The organism is Citrobacter amalonaticus (assembly GCF_002918555.1).
GTDB classification, from domain to species: Bacteria; Pseudomonadota; Gammaproteobacteria; order Enterobacterales; family Enterobacteriaceae; genus Citrobacter_C; species Citrobacter_C amalonaticus_A.
This window is the reverse complement of sequence record NZ_PQMB01000002.1, coordinates 1,335,080-1,354,035: the sequence shown is the minus strand read 5'-3', so window position 1 is coordinate 1,354,035 and position 18,956 is coordinate 1,335,080. Positions and strand designations below refer to the sequence as shown.

The window sequence follows — 18,956 nt, the reverse complement described above, 5'->3', positions numbered from 1 at the left end:
TAATGGGTTAAAGATGAACATGTTAGCGCTGGCGATTTAATTTTTTGCATATAAGGCGGCTCATTTGCCCTATCCGGAGGTTTTATGTTACTGGCAGGTGCTATTTTTGTCCTGACCATCGTTTTGGTTATCTGGCAGCCGAAAGGATTAGGGATCGGCTGGAGTGCGACCCTCGGCGCGGTACTGGCGTTGCTTTCTGGCGTTGTACACCCTGGCGATATCCCCGTGGTGTGGAATATCGTCTGGAATGCGACGGCAACGTTTATTGCCGTCATTATTATCAGCCTGCTTCTGGATGAATCCGGGTTTTTCGAATGGGCGGCGCTGCACGTTTCCCGTTGGGGCAACGGTCATGGCCGTTTGCTGTTTACCTGGATCGTTTTGCTCGGTGCCGCGGTAGCGGCGCTGTTCGCCAACGATGGCGCGGCGTTAATTCTGACACCGATAGTCATTGCCATTCTGCTGGCATTAGGTTTCAGCAAAGGCACCACATTAGCATTCGTTATGGCAGCCGGATTTATTGCTGATACGGCCAGCCTGCCGCTTATCGTGTCGAATCTGGTTAACATTGTTTCCGCAGACTTCTTCGGGCTGGGATTCACTGAGTATGCGTCGGTGATGGTGCCGGTCGATATCGCCGCCATTGTTGCCACGCTGGTCATGCTGCACCTGTTTTTTCGCAAAGATATCCCGTCAACTTACGATCTGGCCCTCCTGAAAACACCGACACAAGCGATTAAAGATCCCGCGACGTTCCGTACCGGCTGGATAGTTTTGCTTCTCCTGCTGGTAGGGTTTTTCGTCCTCGAACCTCTCGGTATTCCTGTCAGCGCCATTGCGGCGGTGGGGGCGGCGATCCTGTTTGCGGTCGCTAAGCGCGGTCATGCCATTAACACCGGCAAGGTGCTGCGTGGTGCGCCCTGGCAGATCGTCATCTTCTCGCTGGGGATGTATCTGGTGGTTTATGGTCTGCGCAACGCCGGGCTAACGGAATATCTTTCTGGCGTGCTGAACGTGCTGGCGGATAACGGACTCTGGGCCGCGACGCTGGGTACCGGATTCCTGACCGCATTCCTCTCTTCCATCATGAACAACATGCCAACCGTGCTGGTTGGCGCGCTGTCTATTGATGGCAGCGCCGCGTCAGGCGTTATCAAAGAAGCGATGATTTATGCCAATGTGATTGGCTGCGATCTGGGGCCGAAAATTACACCGATTGGCAGCCTGGCAACGCTGCTCTGGTTGCACGTACTCTCACAAAAGAATATGACGATCGCCTGGGGGGATTACTTCCGCACCGGGATTGTCATGACTCTGCCTGTGCTGTTTGTTACGCTGGCCGCGCTGGCGCTACGTCTCTCTTTCACTTTGTAATGAGATACTGATATGAGCAATATCACCATTTATCACAACCCGGCCTGCGGCACGTCGCGTAACACGCTGGAGATGATCCGCAACAGCGGTATTGAGCCGACCGTAATTCATTATCTTGAAACTCCACCTTCACGCGATGAACTGGTCAAACTCATTGCAGATATGGGGCTCTCAGTCCGGGCTTTACTGCGTAAAAACGTTGAGCCGTATGAAACGTCAGGGCTTGCCGAAGACCGCTTTACTGACGATCGGCTAATCGACTTTATGCTGCAATACCCGATCCTGATCAACCGTCCGATTGTGGTGACACCGCTGGGAACCCGCCTGTGTCGTCCTTCAGAAGTGGTGCTGGATATTCTCCCGGACGCACAAAAAGGCGCGTTCGCTAAAGAAGATGGCGAGAAAGTGGTTGATGATGGCGGTAAGCGACTGAAATAAACATGAAGGGGCAAAATGCCCCCTTATTCCTGCCTCAGAGCACGATATCTGAATCCGGGGGCAGCGTGCTGTTTCCTTCGCCCAGATTTCGTTGCAGCAGTACCGTGTCGAGCCAGCGACCATGCTTGAAGCCAATGTCTTTCAGCGTACCTGTTTTCGTGAATCCGAGTTGCTGATGAACTTTCAGCGAGCCTTGATTATTGCTGTCGCCGACGTTGGCAATCATCTGCCGGTAGCCGTGAGTGATAGCCCATGCAATGACATGGCACAGCAACGCTTTTCCCACGCCCTGACGCTGCGCAGCCGGGTCGATATAAATCGAATCTTCGAGGGTATGCCGGTAGGCGTAGCGTTCACGGTAGCGGGTGAGATAACAATAACCTATGACCTTTTCTTCCTGTAGCGCAACAACCCACGGCAACCCCTGACTACGGATCTTTCTCAGGCGCGCAAGCATCTCGCTGGTATCAGGGGGGACGGTTTCAAAGCTGGCGGTTCCGTGAATAACATGATGGGCATAGATCTCGCGTATGGCGGGGATGTGCTTTTCTTCTGCGTTAACGATGTTCATTGATCTGTTCCCGTTGGCATCTTGTTCAAGATTACTTGAAAAAGCCAGAGGGAAGGTAAACGTAAAAGCTTATGACCCGGCAAAAGGGGGAAGGTAAAGGTTAGCGGGGGATTTCCCCCCGCCGCCTTTACTGTTGAGCTTTCATACGTATCTGAGCGGACATTTCAGTCCGATCGCGAATTTTGCTATACGTTTCCAGCGCCGGGAATCCCAGTGATAATTCGAGGGTCAGCAGATGCTCATCGACAGATTGTCCGTTTTGCGCAAGCGAGGTGACTTGAGTTCCAGGCGTTAATATTGCGGGCGTTCCAATGGCGAGCCGCTGTTCGCCTGAATGCGGCGAACCGATCAGCACTTCCGTTCCCACTCGATTATATTTTGCCGATTTCAACGTTAGCTGCATCTTGCCTGCGTGACCAAAGCGAAAATCGACGCCATCTGACAGGCCGTCGAACAGGATGCTTATTGGCCGATTAGCGGGGCATCTGGCGATCACGGTCAGCTCCTGTGTAGTAAAGAGATCATCGCGTGTTGCTGAGTAAATCGGGTTACCTAACTGGATATCCGTAGGGGAGACTATCAGTTGACAGTCATTAGCCAGACTGTTTCTGGTCATCAGGCCTACTATCAGTATCAGAACAAGCCGACTGATTTTACCGTTCATCTTTTCTCTCCTGTTCTTTATGACTTACAGGTTGCATTGAGGGTTTCATAGGCGATATTTTGCCGGGGCTTCTCTGGTATCTGATAAAACAGACGACAGCGCGTGTTCTGCCAGTGAGCGAAAAGCGGGCGGACATCATCAAGATCGCTGATAAATACCGTTCCGGCATCCACCGCTGTTGTCACATAGCTTCCCTCTTCGGTTGTAATGGCACTTCCTTTAGGCAGCAGAAGACCCTCTTGCGTGTATATCTTCAGTAAGCCGTTACGCGTTTTCTGCAACGCGAATCGCGTGTGTGTCACCGCACCGTGTCCGGCAACGACCTGCTGTAATCCGTTGCTCACATCAATATTTTCTGGCAACCGTTCCGTATTCACGACGATTTTTCCTGTGCCATAGGGGGGCAGGCTGGGCACTACGGCCATACCTCGCCAGTCGGTCCATACTTTCCCTTTCGGCGTCGTGATTTCAACACCGCTGATGGCAGGGGACACCAATACGAGTCCGAATGTGTCATTCACTTTATGGGGGGAAAATGTCATCCCTCCCTGATGTACAAGGACGCCGCCGGAAAGGGTGCCAGAATAGGTCCGGGAATGGTTTTCAGCTATTGCCCCATAAAGCCCTGCCGTGGTGTAGTGCAGGTTTCCATTTACATCGCCAGACAGGGAGTTGTATTGCTGTTGGTGTAAATTGCGTTCCGCAGCCAGCGACCAGCTACCGTTATCAGTCAGATTATTGCCTGTGCGAACGCCTGCGACGGATGCCCCGTCACTGTCCCGGTAGTAACTGCTAATTTTTTGCCCGCCAAGTGGGAAATTAAGGTTAATAAATAAATTGTCACGGTCAGCGGTTTGGCAACGATAGGAAAATGAGCAGTTGCGTGTGCGGTGGCTTTGACGTTGCCAGTTCACCGAGACGTCGATGTTGCCTGATTTACGGTTCCAGCTCGCCATCATCCATCGGGTACTTGAATCACTGTTCCCCTCACGCGTCTGGCTACCAGAAAGCGACACATTACCCACAAAAGCGTGACGCCAGTTGATCCGCAAACCGGCACTGCTGCGGCTGTAAGGCGTCGTGGATGAAGAGACGGAATCACTGAGTTCCCGGTAACCTGGCGAATATAAAGTGACGTCAGTGCTCAAACTGATATTTTGTGGCGCCTCCCAGATTGCGGAAGCGCTGCTTTTGGCTCCTTGCTGATGGTGATTACGATCCTGGCTGAGTGCCCCGGCGATGCCCAGGGAGAGATCCTGCCATGGGCTGTATGCCAGCCCTGCCGCGCTTGCCGCATAGTCAGAAGCGGCAATAGCGCCATATTGCAGTAATACCTGTTGCGACATTACCCACCCATCGGAAAAACTGGCAACCCAGGGGCTGTCATAGCCGGCGCTGACGCTGTCTGAACGCATTCGGCCAAGCGCCAGGGACCACGTATCTGGTGCCTGTGGTATCCGAAGAGCGTAGGATGCGGCGGCAATGGTGGACTTGTCTTCCTGGCCCGAAGGCGTGGTCACGGTCAGTTGCAGGTCACTGCTGCTGTTCAACAGGGGTAAGTCTCTTAACGTGAAAGGCCCCGCCGGTACGAGCGTGGAATATATCAGGATCCCGTTCTGGTGTACTTCAACGCGTGACCGATCGGCCTGAGCAAAACCCTCAACCAATGCTCCGCTGCCCTTATCGCTCAGCGCGCTTTGCGGTAATAACTGAATTCCATCAATGGGCGCGCCCGATAAGAGTGAATTTGAAAAAGCAATCTGCCCGGCCTGCAATAGTTGTTTTCTGCTGACGAGCGTTTTTTGGGCATAAATATAAGCGCTATTAAAATGGCTGCCGCCATGTCCGTTGCGCAGACTCTGGGCGCCTCGCACCATCCAGTCTCCCGCATTGAAGCCATTTTGCATGCTCAGATAGCTGAAGTTAGAGTGGTTCCCATACGACTCGAATCGTGAGGTGTAGGCCGAATAGTTAAGTAAGGCCGCCGTCCCGCCGCGCTGGAAATGCTGCAGGCCATTCTCATTCAGTATCGCTTCCGGCGGTACGACCACCCCCACGGTCTGAATTTCAGGTTGCAAACTGATGCTGGCACCGGGCCATGCCAGAGTCAGCGGAGGGCAGGGCGCATCTGTCTGACTTTCCTGCATCCGTGAAGGCGGATTGATGGCTGCTGAACTGAAAAAATGGCTGTCAGCGCACAGTGTACCGTCACGCCCGAAAGTCACTTTCTTCAGACCCCGTGATTTACCGTTAACCTGAAGTTCTACTTCGTTAATGCCCGGTGAGAATCGCGCGCCTTGTGAAAAATAGGCAGCAGTACCGGGATCAATGCCCAACGCCTTCAGGCGGCTTTGGCTGAAGTTTGCCGGGGGGGTATCGGCAACGGCGGGAGCAAATGGCGCGATAAAAGTCAGTCCCAGAATGGTATTCAGTAGCCTGCGTTGGAATTGCTGAATTTGAGTAACCACTTATTTTCCTGCCAGGGTAGATATTTGCAGACCAACGTCAAATCCGTAGCGGCTGACAGGAGAAAACTCAACCTGCCGCTGATCGTTCAGACGCAGATTTGCAGGCACGGCTATCGTCAGGGTTTCATGCGGCAGGATGTAGCTCTTGCCAAGTGACAGTTCGCTGCCTGATGGCAAAAATTTTATCTGGGGCACCAGCCGCACGACTTGTTTGCTGGTGTTCGTCACTTTCAGGTTGTCGCCGCTCGCGGACCAGTTCAGGTCGGTCCACATATTTTGTTTAGGCCTGAGAGTCCCCGGGACAATAAGAACGGGTAAATCCTGGCGGATGCTAATAGCAACCACGCTGGTGGTGTCTTTTTTTTCTGTCACACCTTCAAAATACACGCGTTTTATATGTTCAACTTCAAGAGGGGTATTTGTGTTCAGCACAAAACGCACGCGTTGTGTCTGCCCCGGCTCCAGGCGAACGACGGGTTGGGTTACATAAAGCGCAGGTTCAGGATCGTCGGGCAGGTCGACAATTTTGGTATAAAGCAGTACCGGCACGTTTTCCGTATTCTTGACATTAATACTGCCCCCTTTCTGAGCTTCATTGATGATAACCGTCGTGGTTTCTGGCAAAACCCCCGACGCCAGAGAAAATAATGGCCATCCCCCGAGAATAGTCGCTAATAAGGAGGCCATGACCGATGTTCTTTTCTTCTTCAGGATTGAGGCAAAATGATTGTTTTTAGTAATACACATGTCATTCTCTAATAAAAGATTGATATTCAGAGGGGCGATGTCCTGAATGGGGAATTTGTCGCTTTGAAATACTCCAGATAACATCAGCGATCATCTGGAGTAAAATAATTTAATTTATGCGGTTGTCTTTATAGATTAAAGATACACTATTGCCAGCGTTGTATTGGTATCAAAGCTAACATCATCAGTAATTGTTTCTACATAATCAGGAATAATAGCGGCGGATACTTGAAATAAACCCTGCAGATTCTCAGTTGCCAGAGAGGTCAGTTCTCCTGTGTTCGCCCAGCTATACCTGCTAACACCATCTGCTTTGATATATGAAGCGTTATCCCCTTGATATGCCATTTTTTTCCAGGTCATTCCGCCGTCGTCCGAAAAAATACGGTCAATAGATTTGTTGTTATCGGCCTCAAAGCTCGATAAAAAAACATTGTGATATCCCATCAGTTCGCCATTGCCATCAATGAGAGGGATATAGCTTTCATCCTGTTTGCCCGTTTCCGTACCATCAGGCATACTAACTCCTATTGGAGATGTGCTGCCCGCACCAAGGTGATCGGCTGTTACCGTAAATGCCGTTTTCACTGGAGAATCACAAGCGATATTAAAAGGAACGGTTTTTATCCCCAGTTGATAACCTTTATGTTTTAAGCCGTTTTCTTTTAATGCTGAAACGGAAATAGTGCCAAAATTAGCGGCACCGGTGACGCTAATATTACAGGCTGCAGGGGTTAATGTGCCTTTAACATTGACTACAGCAGAGTTAGCTGCATGCAGTGTAAAAGAAGCCGGTGCGGTAAGGAAAACCAGCGAAATAATAGAAAACTTTAAGCCTTTCATAATAATTGTATACTCCGTGTTTTTGTAAAATTCCTGACAATCCAAAAATCAGGAAGTAAATATCAATTCTTCGGCATAAACCGTATGCCGACTGCAGATTATTGCCGTTTTATATATATAGGTGAGATCTCCTTTAATGTAAGTAGAAATAGAATGTAATTGAAAGTGATATATACCTACATCACTTTCAACGCTGCATAGCGGCAGGACTCAACAGGATTTCTTCAACACAGATAGACAGAAATCTTGTTGAGTTCTGATATGGACTGCCGTTCATTTTCGAGGTGAAACTCTAAACGGCGCAGGTGGAATCAACAACATGTATTGTAAATAATGTATTTTACAGATTGATGCTCTTTAATACATGTTATTGACAGATTATAATTCTTAAAAAGACGTTGTGAGAGGAATGTGGTTTCATCAGAAGATGATAAGCAGGAGAAAAATCACAGGGAACATGAGAAGGTTTGCCGCCTTTCAGTCAGCAACCGTGAAGAGACAGGGGAGTATTTAATCCGTTCACCACTCAGATAGCGGCGCAATGCGGTCAGCCAGTGAGACGAGGCCGGTGTACCCTGGAATGAACGACGGGGTAATGTCCGGGATTCACACGGCCTGCGTTGATCAAATCACGCCCGGATCGGGCATGATGAATACCCCTGCAACCCTCATGTGCCGGGAAATGGATTGCAAGAATTCTTTCTGGCAATAAAAGTTATCGCTATATTCTGAAATGAAATATATGGTTATTGGCCGTGATTTCTCATGGTAGTAATTGCAGTAAAATAATCAGTGTATACATTGTAAAAGCAGGATGGAATTTTAAAAAACCACTGTTGATGACAACTTCATTTTTTATTCGGTAGACACTTTTTTTACACATGTTAATTTCATCAGCAATGCCTTGAATGCTGTGCCCCTGGTTAAAAAGTTCCAGATTTCTCATATTTCGACTGTTGATGACAGGATGGCTTATTTCGGTTGCATTTTGCAGGCTCTTGATAATGTAACCGGATGGGTCTTTTTTAGATAAAAAACTGCGGTTCATCTTAAGAAAACGGAGCGGTAAATCAAATATATAGATAAAGTGACATTTTTTATTGATGTCACGATGCAGAAATGTAGTATCTGAAAAACTGTCAACATCGATAATAATAACATCACCTTTATTAATAAAAACAGTCTTTATAATATCTGTAATGCTTTTAAATAACACGGGGTAAACACACAATCCCCCCTCGCGTAAAACGGTAGTGAGTCCGAATGAAAAAAAATGGTCTCGGGAGATTATCATTACGCTCATAATATTTCCTTTTTTCTTTCATGCCTTTGTCCTTATTTTAGCGATAGGCATAAATATGCTGAGACAAATCCGCATTAATAACGTTTACTGTAACGATATGGGGGGAAGGGCTGAACCTTACTTTTTAATTGTAGTCTTCGCTTAAAATTATGCTCGCCATTTTTTAAAGGAATAGCTACAAGTAATAATGCCCGCCCCACTTAGTAATGAGAAAAATAATAATGTTGGCCATCGATTATCCTGCGGACTCTTTTCTTTACTTAATTTTGAAACACGATAGTTGCCGTTGCGATCGACAAATATTTCATACGTCCGTGCATATCGGGTACCACGTTTTTTGATGGCGCTGGCCTGAAGAGGGGTTATCTGATCGTCTTTCTCATACTTTTTATCTGCGGTACTGAATTTAGCATAGTAGCGGTTTACTTTTTTATAGGAGCGTCGGCCCGTTTTTTCTGAAACCTCCTTCATGGTAACCTCACCTGTCGTAACCAGCTTGTAAATACCAATGCTCTGGTAATTACGCCAGATGTTGTATGCCGTTGGGACAGCAAAAAGCAATCCTGCGGCAGTAAGAATACCGGAGATGATAACGATTTTGAACCACCCGGATTTACGATTATTACACATATATTACTCAAGCTCCTTTATTACAAATTTAAAAATGTCCTGTCTATCGATAAAAACTAAAATGTTAGTTATAAGTAACCGTCATGTTTAATTTTCCGGAAACGGGGCCAGTATAAGGGTTACCATTGCGAACGATATTGCCGGTTTGCAGGTAATTAGCGGTAAAATTTACTGAGCTACTGGAGTCATAAACAGGTGTTGATGAGGCATCTGTTTTCGCTGTACCGTGGCTACCCGTGTTGATCGTCGTGGTACCATCAATATTCACTCTGTTGCCGTTATAACGCAATTCGATCCCCAGATTATCAATTTTTCCCCCGTTACTATCATAAAGACTAATATTTCTCTCCGTTCCTGAGTTGGGACTGTTTCCTGCATCAGAAAATTTAAAATATACGTTCGATAATCTGCCTGAACATTTCAGCGATAACTTGATCGGAACATCATTTCCCCGAGCTATAGCTCCGGTATATTTATAGGTGTCGCCAACCCAGCGCCCCATGGGAATAGTGTAATCCGTCTGGTCCAGAATGCAGGATGGAGCGGCAACAGTTATTGATGAACCAGCAAACAAGTTTGTTGGAAGTGCGGGGCTAAGAATAGCTGTTGTTGTCCATGACATAGTGCTTGATGCTAAACTCAGTGCGCCATAACCAGAGATATTTCCTGTTTTTACTAACTCGGCTCTTATTGACAGCAGAGCTTCACCACCAAGTGAATATGAGTTGATAGCCGTTCTTTTAATTTGTACATTATTAGATAGCCTGGGGGGGCGTAGATACAAATACTCCACATCTTTATTGGCATATAGCGATCCTGATGCGGTGTTATATAAGTAAATCCATTGATAACGATTTCCGTTATAGCTGGTTAATACTGCTGAGTGTGCTTTTACGTAAAGTTTTATTCCCAGGCCAGAAATATTGGTGGGAAATATTCCATCGGTATGGCTGGAGCCAGATATCGCCATTTCCAATAACGCGGCATTGCCGTTAATAGTCTTCCCATTATAAACCATATCGCCTGTCGAATTCGCTATGCCGCTGCCGGTACATTTAACCCCTATATTCGGGAGAAAATTACTGTAATCCCATGAGAATAGAACCGTCCCTGTTGCAATACTGTTGTCAACAACCAGGGTCCTGGCAACCTGAAAGGGCCGGATATCCGGTATCTGATAGATACAGGTTCCCGCCGCTTTTCCGGCATTGGTTCCCGTATACCAGTTGTAGGGGTAGGAATATGTCGCAGCAGAAACTTCTGAAGTGACAATCGGAACAAACAATGCGCCGCACGCTAATAAGACAAGCCCGTTATTCATTGCAGAACCTCAACTTTGTATTCTGTGCCCGCTCCCCCCCAGTCATTTATCGCGCTCCAGGTGACGTTCACTTTGCTGGCTTTAATATGAGCGGGGAGTTGATAACGTTGAGAACCCATTGGCGGTACCATATTGTGCTTGTCATCCAGACGTACCGCTTTGCCGCTAATTGAGCCAGCGGCAAGCTCCCCAAAACTGATGTAATAAGGTGTTGGATTCGTCACTTTAAGCCAGGACGATGAGCCGTTTTTTTCCATACTCCAGGTGAGAGCCTGGGCCGCTTTAGTGGCGTCAGTTGAGTTTAACCCTTGGGGACGAACAAAAACCTTCAGGCGGCTGCGAATTGCCACAACAAGACGGTTATCGATATCTTTGGCTTTCGGGGGTATTTCCTGTAATGACAGCCAGAACACTGATTCCCGGTCCTGCGGGATTTCACTGTTTAAAACCACCAGGCGAAGCTTACCCTGTTTTTTACCTTCCAGTTTCATCACCGGAGGGGTCAGTACTAACGGGATATTGCTGTCTTTGCCATTAGTATCTTCCAGCCACGACTGCACCATATAGGTTTCGCTGCTGTCGTTGATGATTTCAACGGCCGTCTCTTTATCCTGCGCATAGACAACGACGCGCGTTAACTGCGGTCGTACTGCCGCATGCGCCATGCTGCACAGCGCCCCCGTTAAGAGTAAAAATGGAATGAATCGGTATTTGCTCATTTTTATCAAATCCTTTTAGTGGTGTAATCCCGTCATTTAATGACATGCAACAGCCTGTTTTTTGTGCCAGCTATCCGGGTTATTTGCCGTCTCAGGTGCCGCCGGTAGAATAAACTGGCACTGATGCGCTTTCCCTTTTCCCCATACCACAGTCAGGTACTGATCTGCGCGAGCATCCAGCCCGCTCAGGTAGGCAATACCGTTGTTCCCAACAATGCCGGCTTCTTCATCTTCCCCTTCAAGGTATACCATTGCTCCCAATGGAATCGCTTTCTGGCTTCGAATATCAATCAACGCTCTTCTGCCCACGCGGGTGGCGAATTTAAGATGTACGGCGGCGCCTTCACTGGGGACGACGCGACGGCTGGAGTCTTTGAGCTCAACGTTCCCGGCACTGGCGGTATCAAGATTAATGGTGTTGTAACGATAAGGTGTAAGCCAGGTGACAACCGCGTGGCCAAAGTAATCCGTTTTTGCATTATTGGTACCGGAAACGCCGATACCGGATGCGCCCTGCGTTTCAACAATGCCAATCGTTTTGCCAAGTGCCGGTGACAGAATGACGCCTCCGCTGTACATCGTTACGCCACCGCTCATGCCTGCGGAATACTGCTGATAGCCGTTACTGCGACCGACTCCCGCGCTGACGTTCGCCAGGCTACCGTTGTAACCAACAGAGCCGGATTGTGAATACTTGCCGTGAGCATCACGCTGAAGGTTCGCGGAATAATTGACTCTGTTGTCCAGAACGGTATCGGAGTAACCAAGGGACTGAGAATATTGATTGTTGTTGTCCCGGTTCAGGTTGTAACTCAGCGACCCCAGGTTTTGATCGGCGTGACCTAATGGCATGCTTACTGACAGATTCACCATGTTATTATCATTCGCGTTGTCCTGGGTTTTCGTCAGCGAGAGAGCGATACTCGCCCGACCAACGGTGGTTCCCACGCCACCGCTAATAGAATAGCTATTACTCTGCGATCCGTAGTATCGATCCTGACTCATCGAAAGATACAGGCTGCCAAATCCTTCCATATTCTGGTTAAGGGTCATTTCAAAACGGTTGCGTTTTCGGCGATCCCATTCACTGTCGCCCCGGCTATATCCATCGATATTCTGATATTGGCTTTTTGATATAAATTCCTGAAAATCGAGAAAATTCTTTGAGCGATATTGATAACCCAGTATTTGCAGTGAAGTCCCTGTGGAATCAAATTGTCTGGCAAACAGAAAACGCGCCGCTGACCCCTCGCTCTGGCGGTCATTATTCCAGGTGTCACGATGACGTGTGTGCGCAATTTCGGTAGAAAAAGCGCCGATGCTGCCGATGTTCCAGGCTATTCCACCCGATATGGACTGATAGTCCCTGGCGATTTGCAGAGAACTGTTTAACGTGTAATGTTCAAAGCCACGTTCCAGACTTGCCGTCGTAATCCAGGGCTCGTCCGTGGAGCGTCCCTGCGTTCGGTATTTGCCTGCCGCAGTGCTGTAGCGCGTAACGCCAGGCCGAATCATATTGGGCAGCGCGGTATAGGGCACATGAAATGATTGCACCTGACCATCAGACTCTTCTACCGTCACATCCAGGTCAGCACCGACCTGCGCACTGTAGAGATCGTCGATTGCGAAAGGACCGGGCGTTAAGGTCGTGCTATAAATAATGTTCGATCTTTGGCGTACTACCAGTCGTGCGTTCGTTCTGGCAACGCCGCGAATGACCGGAGCGTAACTAAACTGATTATCCATTAACATACGATCGTTGGTTGCCAATGACACACCGCTTAATGGCAGAGAACCCATCATATATCCTGACGTTTTCGTATAGATTTCTCCTGCCTGAAAGTTACTGCGTAAGGAAGCAAAATCGCGAGAAATATACATCCGGTCATGATTTGATTCCCATGACTTGCCAGGATTGCGATAAAATGTATCGACACTATAAAAACGCCATGCGCCCAATGAGCCAACACTGTTTAAATTAACGTAGGTGCTGTTCTGTGTAGTATCGTCTGTTTTCCAGCTGTTGCTTTTATATCCTTTGGTTTTTGAAGAGTAAAAATAGCCGCTATAACTTGTACGTAATGAAGTAATACCATGATCCCACTCTTTTTCGGGTATCATAGTAAAGTGCTGTGTTTCAAGGGCTTCTTGCGGGACGGTAATATGTAAAACCTGTTGAGCATCTTCATAATGCTGATGTGCTGCCGGGATTCGTTTGACGAGATCCTCACACTGCATTCCATCGCTATTGGTACTCTCTTCCTCCCAGCCTGAATAGAGATCAACTTTAATCCCGAATGATTTAAGCTGTTCCCGGGATAAGCAAGGAATGACGCTATTCCCTTCATCTTTTATAAAATGGATTTCCAGCTGCTCTGTTGCTCTGTCATTGATTGTGATATCTACGGTTTTTAAACCTGGCGTTATCGCGTTTTGATAGACAAAAACATCAGGCGTTGCTCCATTTTTATTCTTACGTAAAAATGCTTCCTCGAAATCACCCCCGGCTTTTAGCTGAAATGGAATTAACCCACAAAAGCATAAAAGACCAACAGGTGAAAACTTTTTTGTTACGCAGGTGTCGTGTTGCGACAATAAGAGAAGCATTGCGTCATTCCTTTACGTCATTGCTCTTTCGTGACTATCTTATCTGTATGGTATTCCAGTACCGACAGATAACAGTCTCAGGCAATAATGTCGATTAGTTAAAAGTAGGAAATAACGTAATCAGCAACACCTGTAACGGGGCCTGCGGTAACTGACGTGCTCAGAGACTTATAGGCAGCCAGGTAATTCAGGGTGACGTTGCCTGACGTGGCTGGTAACGTTTCGCCAGGATCGGCATTTGCGCCGCCGTTAAGGTCAATCTGCACGCCAGCCGGGGTCAGGATCGCGATACCAACATCTCCCGCACCGCTGACTGCGGTATTTCCCATGATGTAACTATCACCAGCGGCTGCTGTTGTTGTGGTGAACAGCGCTCTGACATTGTTCAGTTGCACGGTGGCTTCACATCCATTCAGTTCTATGCTGAAAGCGGTGTGACCTGTCAGGGTGCCGGCAGAGCCATTCAGCGTTTCACTGGCGACGTTCGGCAGTGTTACGGTGGCGGGTTGTGCCATGGTACCCCCAGTCGGTCCTGCGCCGACAATAGAAGTACATGCACTGGCAGTGACATTACCATTGAAAGTAATCGTACCATCAGCGGCATTTGCGGAGACAGATATCACCATTGCAGAAGATATTAATGCTGATAATAGCAGACGGTTGAATTTCATTTTAAACTCCATTTATAAGTAATAAAATAAAGAATTACCACCATAGTTTTAACGATAGCTGATACTTAGTTAACTATAGTTAATAAAGTGATAACTTTAATCCTTGATCCTGAAAGGATTTATTCCCATTTCATGATAAAATCGAAAGTATTGATCTTTTTGAGTCTGCGGACTTTACCTTTATTATGCTAAGATTATTCCTAATATAATAAATAAAAATTAACCAAGTCAAATATAAATGCCGAGAATAATCTGATTTTCCTTTTTTATGCAAACGTTCTTAATATCAATATGTTAATAAATGCATAAGTATTTTTAATCTATTGGTCGGTTTTACACACGATGGACGTCAAATAGGTTGCACTTGATATACAGTACTTTTTTTTGAAATTTGCTCATATCGGGAGGAGGTTCCGGTAACTTTTGCTGAAGTTACCGGCCGTCCGGGGAGGGGGACAGTCTGTGCAGGCGGCTATGGGTTATTAAAACCGGTTACAGCGAATAGCATGTTCGCAATCAACGTCGGGAGGATATTTTCGATCACATATGACCTGTACGACAACCGGAGCGATACCTCAGTCAGGAGGCCATTAGACAGGCCTCGTTGTGAGGAGCGAATCTGCTTACAGATGTGGGATCGGTCCATTATTCTGGAATATACCGGTATCAGGACGATGTTTCATGCAATCTATCTGCTGGAGCTCCTCAATGGTATATTCGCGGTACAAGAAGTACTGGATTTGGGTACCGTATCTGAGGTTCATTTTCTGAGCTACGGCTGATACTCGCTGATACACCGCTTTCGTTGAGCAGTGCAGAAGTTGGGATGTGGCAGTAATATTTTTTTGTCGGCGTAACGCACAGGCTAAGGAAATCTCGGTATGGGTAAGGTTACGTAGCTCCCGCAAATAATTAATTATGGTGAGCATATGATAGACGGTATATCTTCGGCCTTCTTTAATATACCGGATAAACTCCGTTACAGAGGAGGTTCTGGAGATACCCTCCAGTGAGGAGAGCACCTTTGATAACATCCCGCGGCCTTTTACAAAAATGATAGAATAGCTGTCGGTCAGTTCATTGCAAACACGATGTTTAATATCTTGCAAGCTGAAGAAAGATTCAATATCAATAATACATAAGTTCTCTTCGCGCAGGCTATCAATTTGCATTAGCCCTCCCGCAGACCGGGTAAAGAAAGTATCATCAGAGAATACGACAAACGACATTGGGCAAAACCTTATTCTTTGTTTTTAAATAAAATGAGCCTGGTGCTTTCCTCAAAGGGATACACTGGGCAATAAATGATTTGCTGTTTTTTTGAGATAAAACTAAGAAATTACACGAATATCTTAATTCAGACGCTATTTTTTGTCTGATATCATTAGCGTTATCTCTTTTTTATTTAGCATGGAAATAATCCCCTGATCCGTCAGACTATCCAGGGCTCGTGACAAAGTGGATATCGAAATGCCCAGAACCTGGGCCAGTTCTTTCTTACTGATCGGTAACTCAAGATTGTGATGCTCAAAGCCATACTCTTTATAAGTGCGAGACAACAGTTGCAGGAAATATTGAACCTTCTGTAAGGTATCACTTTTAGTCAATACTGAAATAAATTGCTGTTTTTCCTGCGCCGAACGTGACAGGATCCTGACAATAAAATCTGTAAATCCTGGCATCAGCTGGCTCATTTCGTAGAAATGATCGCTTCTCAGTACACAAACTTCTATTTCCGTTGCGGCCTGAATATCCTGCTGACAGTACCCGATGTGCAGCTCCTCCACGCCCATCACCTGTCCTGGTAAAACGATACCCATCAGCTGCCCGCGCGCATCGTAAACTTTAGCGGCCCCGCTGCGTAGGGCATACAGCGCGTCTATTTTCTCTCCCCGACGATAAATATATTCACCTCTGGCAATCTTCTTTTTTGTCTCCAGGTCGCGGATAAACAACGGATCTTTCTGCCTGAACAGATAGGCAGAGCACAGCTCTGCAAAGCCGCACTCTTCACAATTAACACAATTATTTTTTTTCATAGTGAATGTATAACACTATCCCTGTTATTGAATCACACAGTTCATTAAGGGCGATAAGGTATTTGCAATCGTAATATAGTTATTGTCTTTTTTGTCTAAGGAGATAACGTATTCCCCTTCCATCCCAAATATTTTTGTTGTCAGCAGGGCAATGTCTTCCGGCACATTATCGTGAGCCATGATATCTTTTGTTGTCGTATTCATGCGATACTGGTTGCCGCTGACGTTATGATAGGTAAATGTTATATAACGCGACAATCGATATTGACGCCCCTGATAGTCAATGTTGCCCGAAAGATTAAATACGCCCGTTTTGTTCTTGTTAAATTCAAACGTAATATTCCCTTTGAATAAGAGAGCGTTATCCGAAGCGTCAACATAGGTGGTATTAGCAAAGCAGCGTTCGTCAAAATAAACACCCGATCGCAGGCTTAGTTGCCATGTTAACAGACAAATCAACGCGACCGCTGTCAGCACTAAGGTTGTCATCAGCTTCATTTTAATTTCCAGTTAAAAGCGTAATGGTTCTCACAATAGACAATTTTTGCTGTTGCCTTATCTGTTGGACAATAAGAGTAGAAAAACCGACCATGGCTACCGTAAAGAACGCTGGGTTGAAAATAAACCATGATCTGCGCGGGTTTCCGGGCACACTTTTGCTCAAGTTCAGGCTGTAGCTGACGGATAATATTCATGACCTGAGGGTCAACTTCCTCCGATAAATCTTCATAGGCAGTAAATTTGCAGTTCCCGATTTCACCAATGCTGTATTCCGCCGCAAAACGCGGTGAGCCCTGTTTCTGGCTGAGTATCCACAGATTGGCCAGCAGCAAAAACGCGATAGCCGCGATCAGCCAGAGATTTTTTTTATCCTTCGTTGCCGCCTTACGCAGGGATACCGGAAGAGGTGTGGTACTCACCCTTTCCTCATCATTCTGCAGTTCGACGGCGATTTCCGGTGAGAAGTAAAAGCCCACCTTGGGTACGGCTACAATAATTTCCTCAATGAATATTAAGGACGTTAATGTTTTTCTGAGGATACTAATGTACTGGCTCAGCGATGAACTGGAACCCGGATGGCCCGCTTCCTCCCAGACTTTATCCAGAAGATAATCACGTTCAAGTACCCGGCCTGGCGACGCAATCAGCAACGAAAGAATACGGTTAGCGGTATTTGTTAGCCTTTTACTTTGCTCGTTTCCGGGTTCCTTGACCACAAGTTCCCCGCTCTCGCTATCGTAAGTGACTCTATTGGCTATCAAATATTTCATTCGCGTTTTCTTTCGGTAAATTTATAGAATATGCATTCTGCGCGGCTGCGATTTCGGCTTATGCCTGGCTTAGTACATCGCAACCAAAGGTCTGAGCGCTGCAATATTATGGCTTAGCAGGTCGACAATGTCCCGATCCAGACGAAAATTTGCCGCCTCATCCTCCAGAATAATCAATGCTTTTTCGCTGGACATCCCCTGACGATAGGGGCGGTTCTCGGTCATCGCGGTGAAAACATCAGCCACAGCAATAATACGCGAAGGGATATCCAGCGCAGCCGCACCCAGACGAAAAGGATAGCCGCTGCCGTCGAGGCGTTCATGATGTCTTGCCGCCCAGTGTACGATTTCACCCAGCTCCTCAATGGGATGTAGCATCTCCAGCGTCTTATAGCTGTGGCGTTTCATCTGCGCGTACTCGTCCGGCTCCAGCTTCCCCTGCTTCTCGAGGATTTCCAGTGGAATACATAGCTTGCCAATATCGTGCAGGTACCCCGCGATGCGGATTTTATCCTGGGTGTAGCGATCGCAGCCGTACAGCTCCGCAAGCTTCGCCGCCACGTGAGCCACGCTGGTACTGTGAGTCTGCGTAAAGCTGCTGTATTTATCGACGATATTCGAAATCAGCAGGCAGACCTCCAGAAAATCATGGTGATCCAGCACCACATCATTGAGCGGGCTGATAACGCGCAGCACCTGTTGTAATGCGGGCGAACTCAGGCGAAACCAGAAACCATCCTCATGGCTGGCATCCTGTAGCGCCTCGACCAGGCACGATGGCCATAGTGGGCTACTGGCCAGAAAACCGGAAACAATATTATGCCGCTGGGCCACATAGTCACCTTCAATCCCGCGCAGCCACAGCTCAAACTCATCGGCCAGATGCACCAGATGCCAGGTATTCAGCATTGTATTCTGCGTGTAACCCAAGGCATCCGCGTGGCGCGTTTCAAGAATTGCGGTCACCGGCTGTAAAAAACGTACGCCGGACATCATTGAGGCGCCAAGCCGTCCATGCTCTTCAATAAAGGCTTTGCCATGGGTGCCACTGAAGGGATGCACTTTGCTCAGCGCCCCGATATTGTGCAACATACCCGCAAGCCAGGCGTTATTGATGGCTGCACTGTCAAAACCGGCTCGATTCCCGAGATACCAGCAAATGAGACCCGTGCGTTGCAAATGATGCACCAGTTCAGGAGAAAGCGGGTGCATAATGCTGTGCAGAAGATCAAGCACGGTTTGGACAGATATTTTCATAAAATCCTTTAAGAGAATTAAATTAAAAACTTA

General features: G+C 47.3%; 18 protein-coding genes. 2 read left to right on the top strand and 16 right to left on the bottom strand.

Translation table 11 applies throughout. The features are described 5' to 3' along the window. The first annotated feature begins 84 nt into the window (after positions 1 to 84). On the top strand, positions 85 to 1,374 hold the full coding sequence (gene arsB / locus C3432_RS11970; RefSeq protein WP_103776805.1) for an arsenite/antimonite:H(+) antiporter ArsB: 1,290 nt from the start codon (positions 85 to 87) through the stop codon (positions 1,372 to 1,374). Positions 1,375 to 1,386: 12 nt separating this feature from the next. Next, on the top strand, positions 1,387 to 1,812 hold the full coding sequence (gene arsC / locus C3432_RS11965; protein ID WP_103776804.1) for a glutaredoxin-dependent arsenate reductase: 426 nt from the start codon (positions 1,387 to 1,389) through the stop codon (positions 1,810 to 1,812). 34 nt (positions 1,813 to 1,846) lie between these two features. Here the strand turns inward: arsC and C3432_RS11960 are convergent, their stop codons facing one another. The 16 genes from C3432_RS11960 to C3432_RS11885 form a co-directional block, all read right to left on the bottom strand. Beyond that, positions 1,847 to 2,383 (bottom strand): GNAT family N-acetyltransferase, encoded by a 537-nt coding sequence (locus C3432_RS11960; protein WP_103776803.1) that lies wholly within the window; start codon positions 2,381 to 2,383, stop codon positions 1,847 to 1,849. A gap of 127 nt (positions 2,384 to 2,510) precedes the next feature. Then, complete coding sequence (locus C3432_RS11955; RefSeq protein ID WP_103776802.1) at positions 2,511 to 3,047, bottom strand: hypothetical protein; 537 nt, start codon at positions 3,045 to 3,047, stop codon at positions 2,511 to 2,513. A 17-nt stretch (positions 3,048 to 3,064) separates the two neighbouring features. Then, entirely contained in the window at positions 3,065 to 5,515 is a 2,451-nt protein-coding gene (locus tag C3432_RS11950) for a fimbrial biogenesis usher protein (RefSeq protein ID WP_103776801.1), read from the bottom strand. Then, the gene (locus C3432_RS11945) at positions 5,516 to 6,262 is read right to left on the bottom strand and encodes a fimbria/pilus chaperone family protein (RefSeq protein ID WP_258041603.1); all 747 of its coding nucleotides are present in this window, start codon (positions 6,260 to 6,262) and stop codon (positions 5,516 to 5,518) included. A gap of 135 nt (positions 6,263 to 6,397) precedes the next feature. Then, the gene (locus tag C3432_RS11940; RefSeq protein ID WP_103776800.1) at positions 6,398 to 7,105 is read right to left on the bottom strand and encodes a DUF1120 domain-containing protein; all 708 of its coding nucleotides are present in this window, start codon (positions 7,103 to 7,105) and stop codon (positions 6,398 to 6,400) included. 763 nt (positions 7,106 to 7,868) lie between these two features. After that, entirely contained in the window at positions 7,869 to 8,408 is a 540-nt protein-coding gene (locus C3432_RS11935; RefSeq protein WP_103776799.1) for a hypothetical protein, read from the bottom strand. Between the two features lie 147 nt (positions 8,409 to 8,555). Then, positions 8,556 to 9,038: a hypothetical protein gene (locus C3432_RS11930; protein WP_103776798.1), complete on the bottom strand. Its 483-nt coding sequence runs from the start codon at positions 9,036 to 9,038 to the stop codon at positions 8,556 to 8,558. Between the two features lie 64 nt (positions 9,039 to 9,102). Beyond that, positions 9,103 to 10,359: a fimbrial protein gene (locus tag C3432_RS11925; protein WP_103776797.1), complete on the bottom strand. Its 1,257-nt coding sequence runs from the start codon at positions 10,357 to 10,359 to the stop codon at positions 9,103 to 9,105. Beyond that, positions 10,356 to 11,078 (bottom strand): fimbrial biogenesis chaperone, encoded by a 723-nt coding sequence (locus tag C3432_RS11920; RefSeq protein ID WP_103776796.1) that lies wholly within the window; start codon positions 11,076 to 11,078, stop codon positions 10,356 to 10,358. Before C3432_RS11920 ends, C3432_RS11925 begins: the two co-directional genes overlap by 4 nt. A 36-nt stretch (positions 11,079 to 11,114) precedes the next feature. Further along, on the bottom strand, positions 11,115 to 13,685 hold the full coding sequence (locus C3432_RS11915) for a fimbria/pilus outer membrane usher protein (protein ID WP_103776795.1): 2,571 nt from the start codon (positions 13,683 to 13,685) through the stop codon (positions 11,115 to 11,117). A gap of 98 nt (positions 13,686 to 13,783) precedes the next feature. Continuing rightward, complete coding sequence (locus C3432_RS11910; RefSeq protein ID WP_181012907.1) at positions 13,784 to 14,356, bottom strand: fimbrial protein; 573 nt, start codon at positions 14,354 to 14,356, stop codon at positions 13,784 to 13,786. A 623-nt stretch (positions 14,357 to 14,979) separates the two neighbouring features. Continuing rightward, positions 14,980 to 15,528 (bottom strand): hypothetical protein, encoded by a 549-nt coding sequence (locus tag C3432_RS11905; RefSeq protein WP_103776793.1) that lies wholly within the window; start codon positions 15,526 to 15,528, stop codon positions 14,980 to 14,982. Positions 15,529 to 15,720: 192 nt separating this feature from the next. Next, a complete protein-coding gene (locus C3432_RS11900) occupies positions 15,721 to 16,395 on the bottom strand; it encodes a Crp/Fnr family transcriptional regulator (protein WP_103776792.1) in 675 nt (224 codons plus the stop codon). Positions 16,396 to 16,419: 24 nt separating this feature from the next. Further along, entirely contained in the window at positions 16,420 to 16,893 is a 474-nt protein-coding gene (locus C3432_RS11895; protein ID WP_103776791.1) for a hypothetical protein, read from the bottom strand. Beyond that, positions 16,890 to 17,666, bottom strand: coding sequence for a winged helix-turn-helix domain-containing protein (locus C3432_RS11890; protein WP_103776790.1), 777 nt, complete (start codon positions 17,664 to 17,666; stop codon positions 16,890 to 16,892). The genes C3432_RS11895 and C3432_RS11890 overlap by 4 nt, the downstream gene beginning before the upstream one ends. Before the next feature lie 69 nt (positions 17,667 to 17,735). Next, a complete protein-coding gene (locus C3432_RS11885) occupies positions 17,736 to 18,923 on the bottom strand; it encodes an HD-GYP domain-containing protein (RefSeq protein WP_103776789.1) in 1,188 nt (395 codons plus the stop codon). Positions 18,924 to 18,956 lie beyond the last annotated feature (33 nt).

Bases quoted from the DNA above. Each gene is read 5' to 3' on its own strand.
- C3432_RS11940 (WP_103776800.1), bottom strand. From the start codon at position 7,105: ATGAAAGGCTTAAAGTTTTCTATTATTTCGCTGGTTTTCCTTACCGCA.
- C3432_RS11930 (WP_103776798.1), bottom strand. From the start codon at position 9,038: ATGTGTAATAATCGTAAATCCGGGTGGTTCAAAATCGTTATCATCTCC.
- C3432_RS11890 (WP_103776790.1), bottom strand. From the start codon at position 17,666: ATGAAATATTTGATAGCCAATAGAGTCACTTACGATAGCGAGAGCGGG.
- C3432_RS11895 (WP_103776791.1), bottom strand. From the start codon at position 16,893: ATGAAGCTGATGACAACCTTAGTGCTGACAGCGGTCGCGTTGATTTGT.
- C3432_RS11960 (WP_103776803.1), bottom strand. From the start codon at position 2,383: ATGAACATCGTTAACGCAGAAGAAAAGCACATCCCCGCCATACGCGAG.
- C3432_RS11915 (WP_103776795.1), bottom strand. From the start codon at position 13,685: ATGCTTCTCTTATTGTCGCAACACGACACCTGCGTAACAAAAAAGTTT.
- arsC (WP_103776804.1), top strand. From the start codon at position 1,387: ATGAGCAATATCACCATTTATCACAACCCGGCCTGCGGCACGTCGCGT.
- C3432_RS11905 (WP_103776793.1), bottom strand. From the start codon at position 15,528: ATGCAAATTGATAGCCTGCGCGAAGAGAACTTATGTATTATTGATATT.
- C3432_RS11955 (WP_103776802.1), bottom strand. From the start codon at position 3,047: ATGAACGGTAAAATCAGTCGGCTTGTTCTGATACTGATAGTAGGCCTG.
- C3432_RS11925 (WP_103776797.1), bottom strand. From the start codon at position 10,359: ATGAATAACGGGCTTGTCTTATTAGCGTGCGGCGCATTGTTTGTTCCG.
- C3432_RS11910 (WP_181012907.1), bottom strand. From the start codon at position 14,356: ATGAAATTCAACCGTCTGCTATTATCAGCATTAATATCTTCTGCAATG.
- C3432_RS11920 (WP_103776796.1), bottom strand. From the start codon at position 11,078: ATGAGCAAATACCGATTCATTCCATTTTTACTCTTAACGGGGGCGCTG.
- arsB (WP_103776805.1), top strand. From the start codon at position 85: ATGTTACTGGCAGGTGCTATTTTTGTCCTGACCATCGTTTTGGTTATC.
- C3432_RS11885 (WP_103776789.1), bottom strand. From the start codon at position 18,923: ATGAAAATATCTGTCCAAACCGTGCTTGATCTTCTGCACAGCATTATG.
- C3432_RS11935 (WP_103776799.1), bottom strand. From the start codon at position 8,408: ATGAGCGTAATGATAATCTCCCGAGACCATTTTTTTTCATTCGGACTC.
- C3432_RS11945 (WP_258041603.1), bottom strand. From the start codon at position 6,262: ATGTGTATTACTAAAAACAATCATTTTGCCTCAATCCTGAAGAAGAAA.
- C3432_RS11900 (WP_103776792.1), bottom strand. From the start codon at position 16,395: ATGAAAAAAAATAATTGTGTTAATTGTGAAGAGTGCGGCTTTGCAGAG.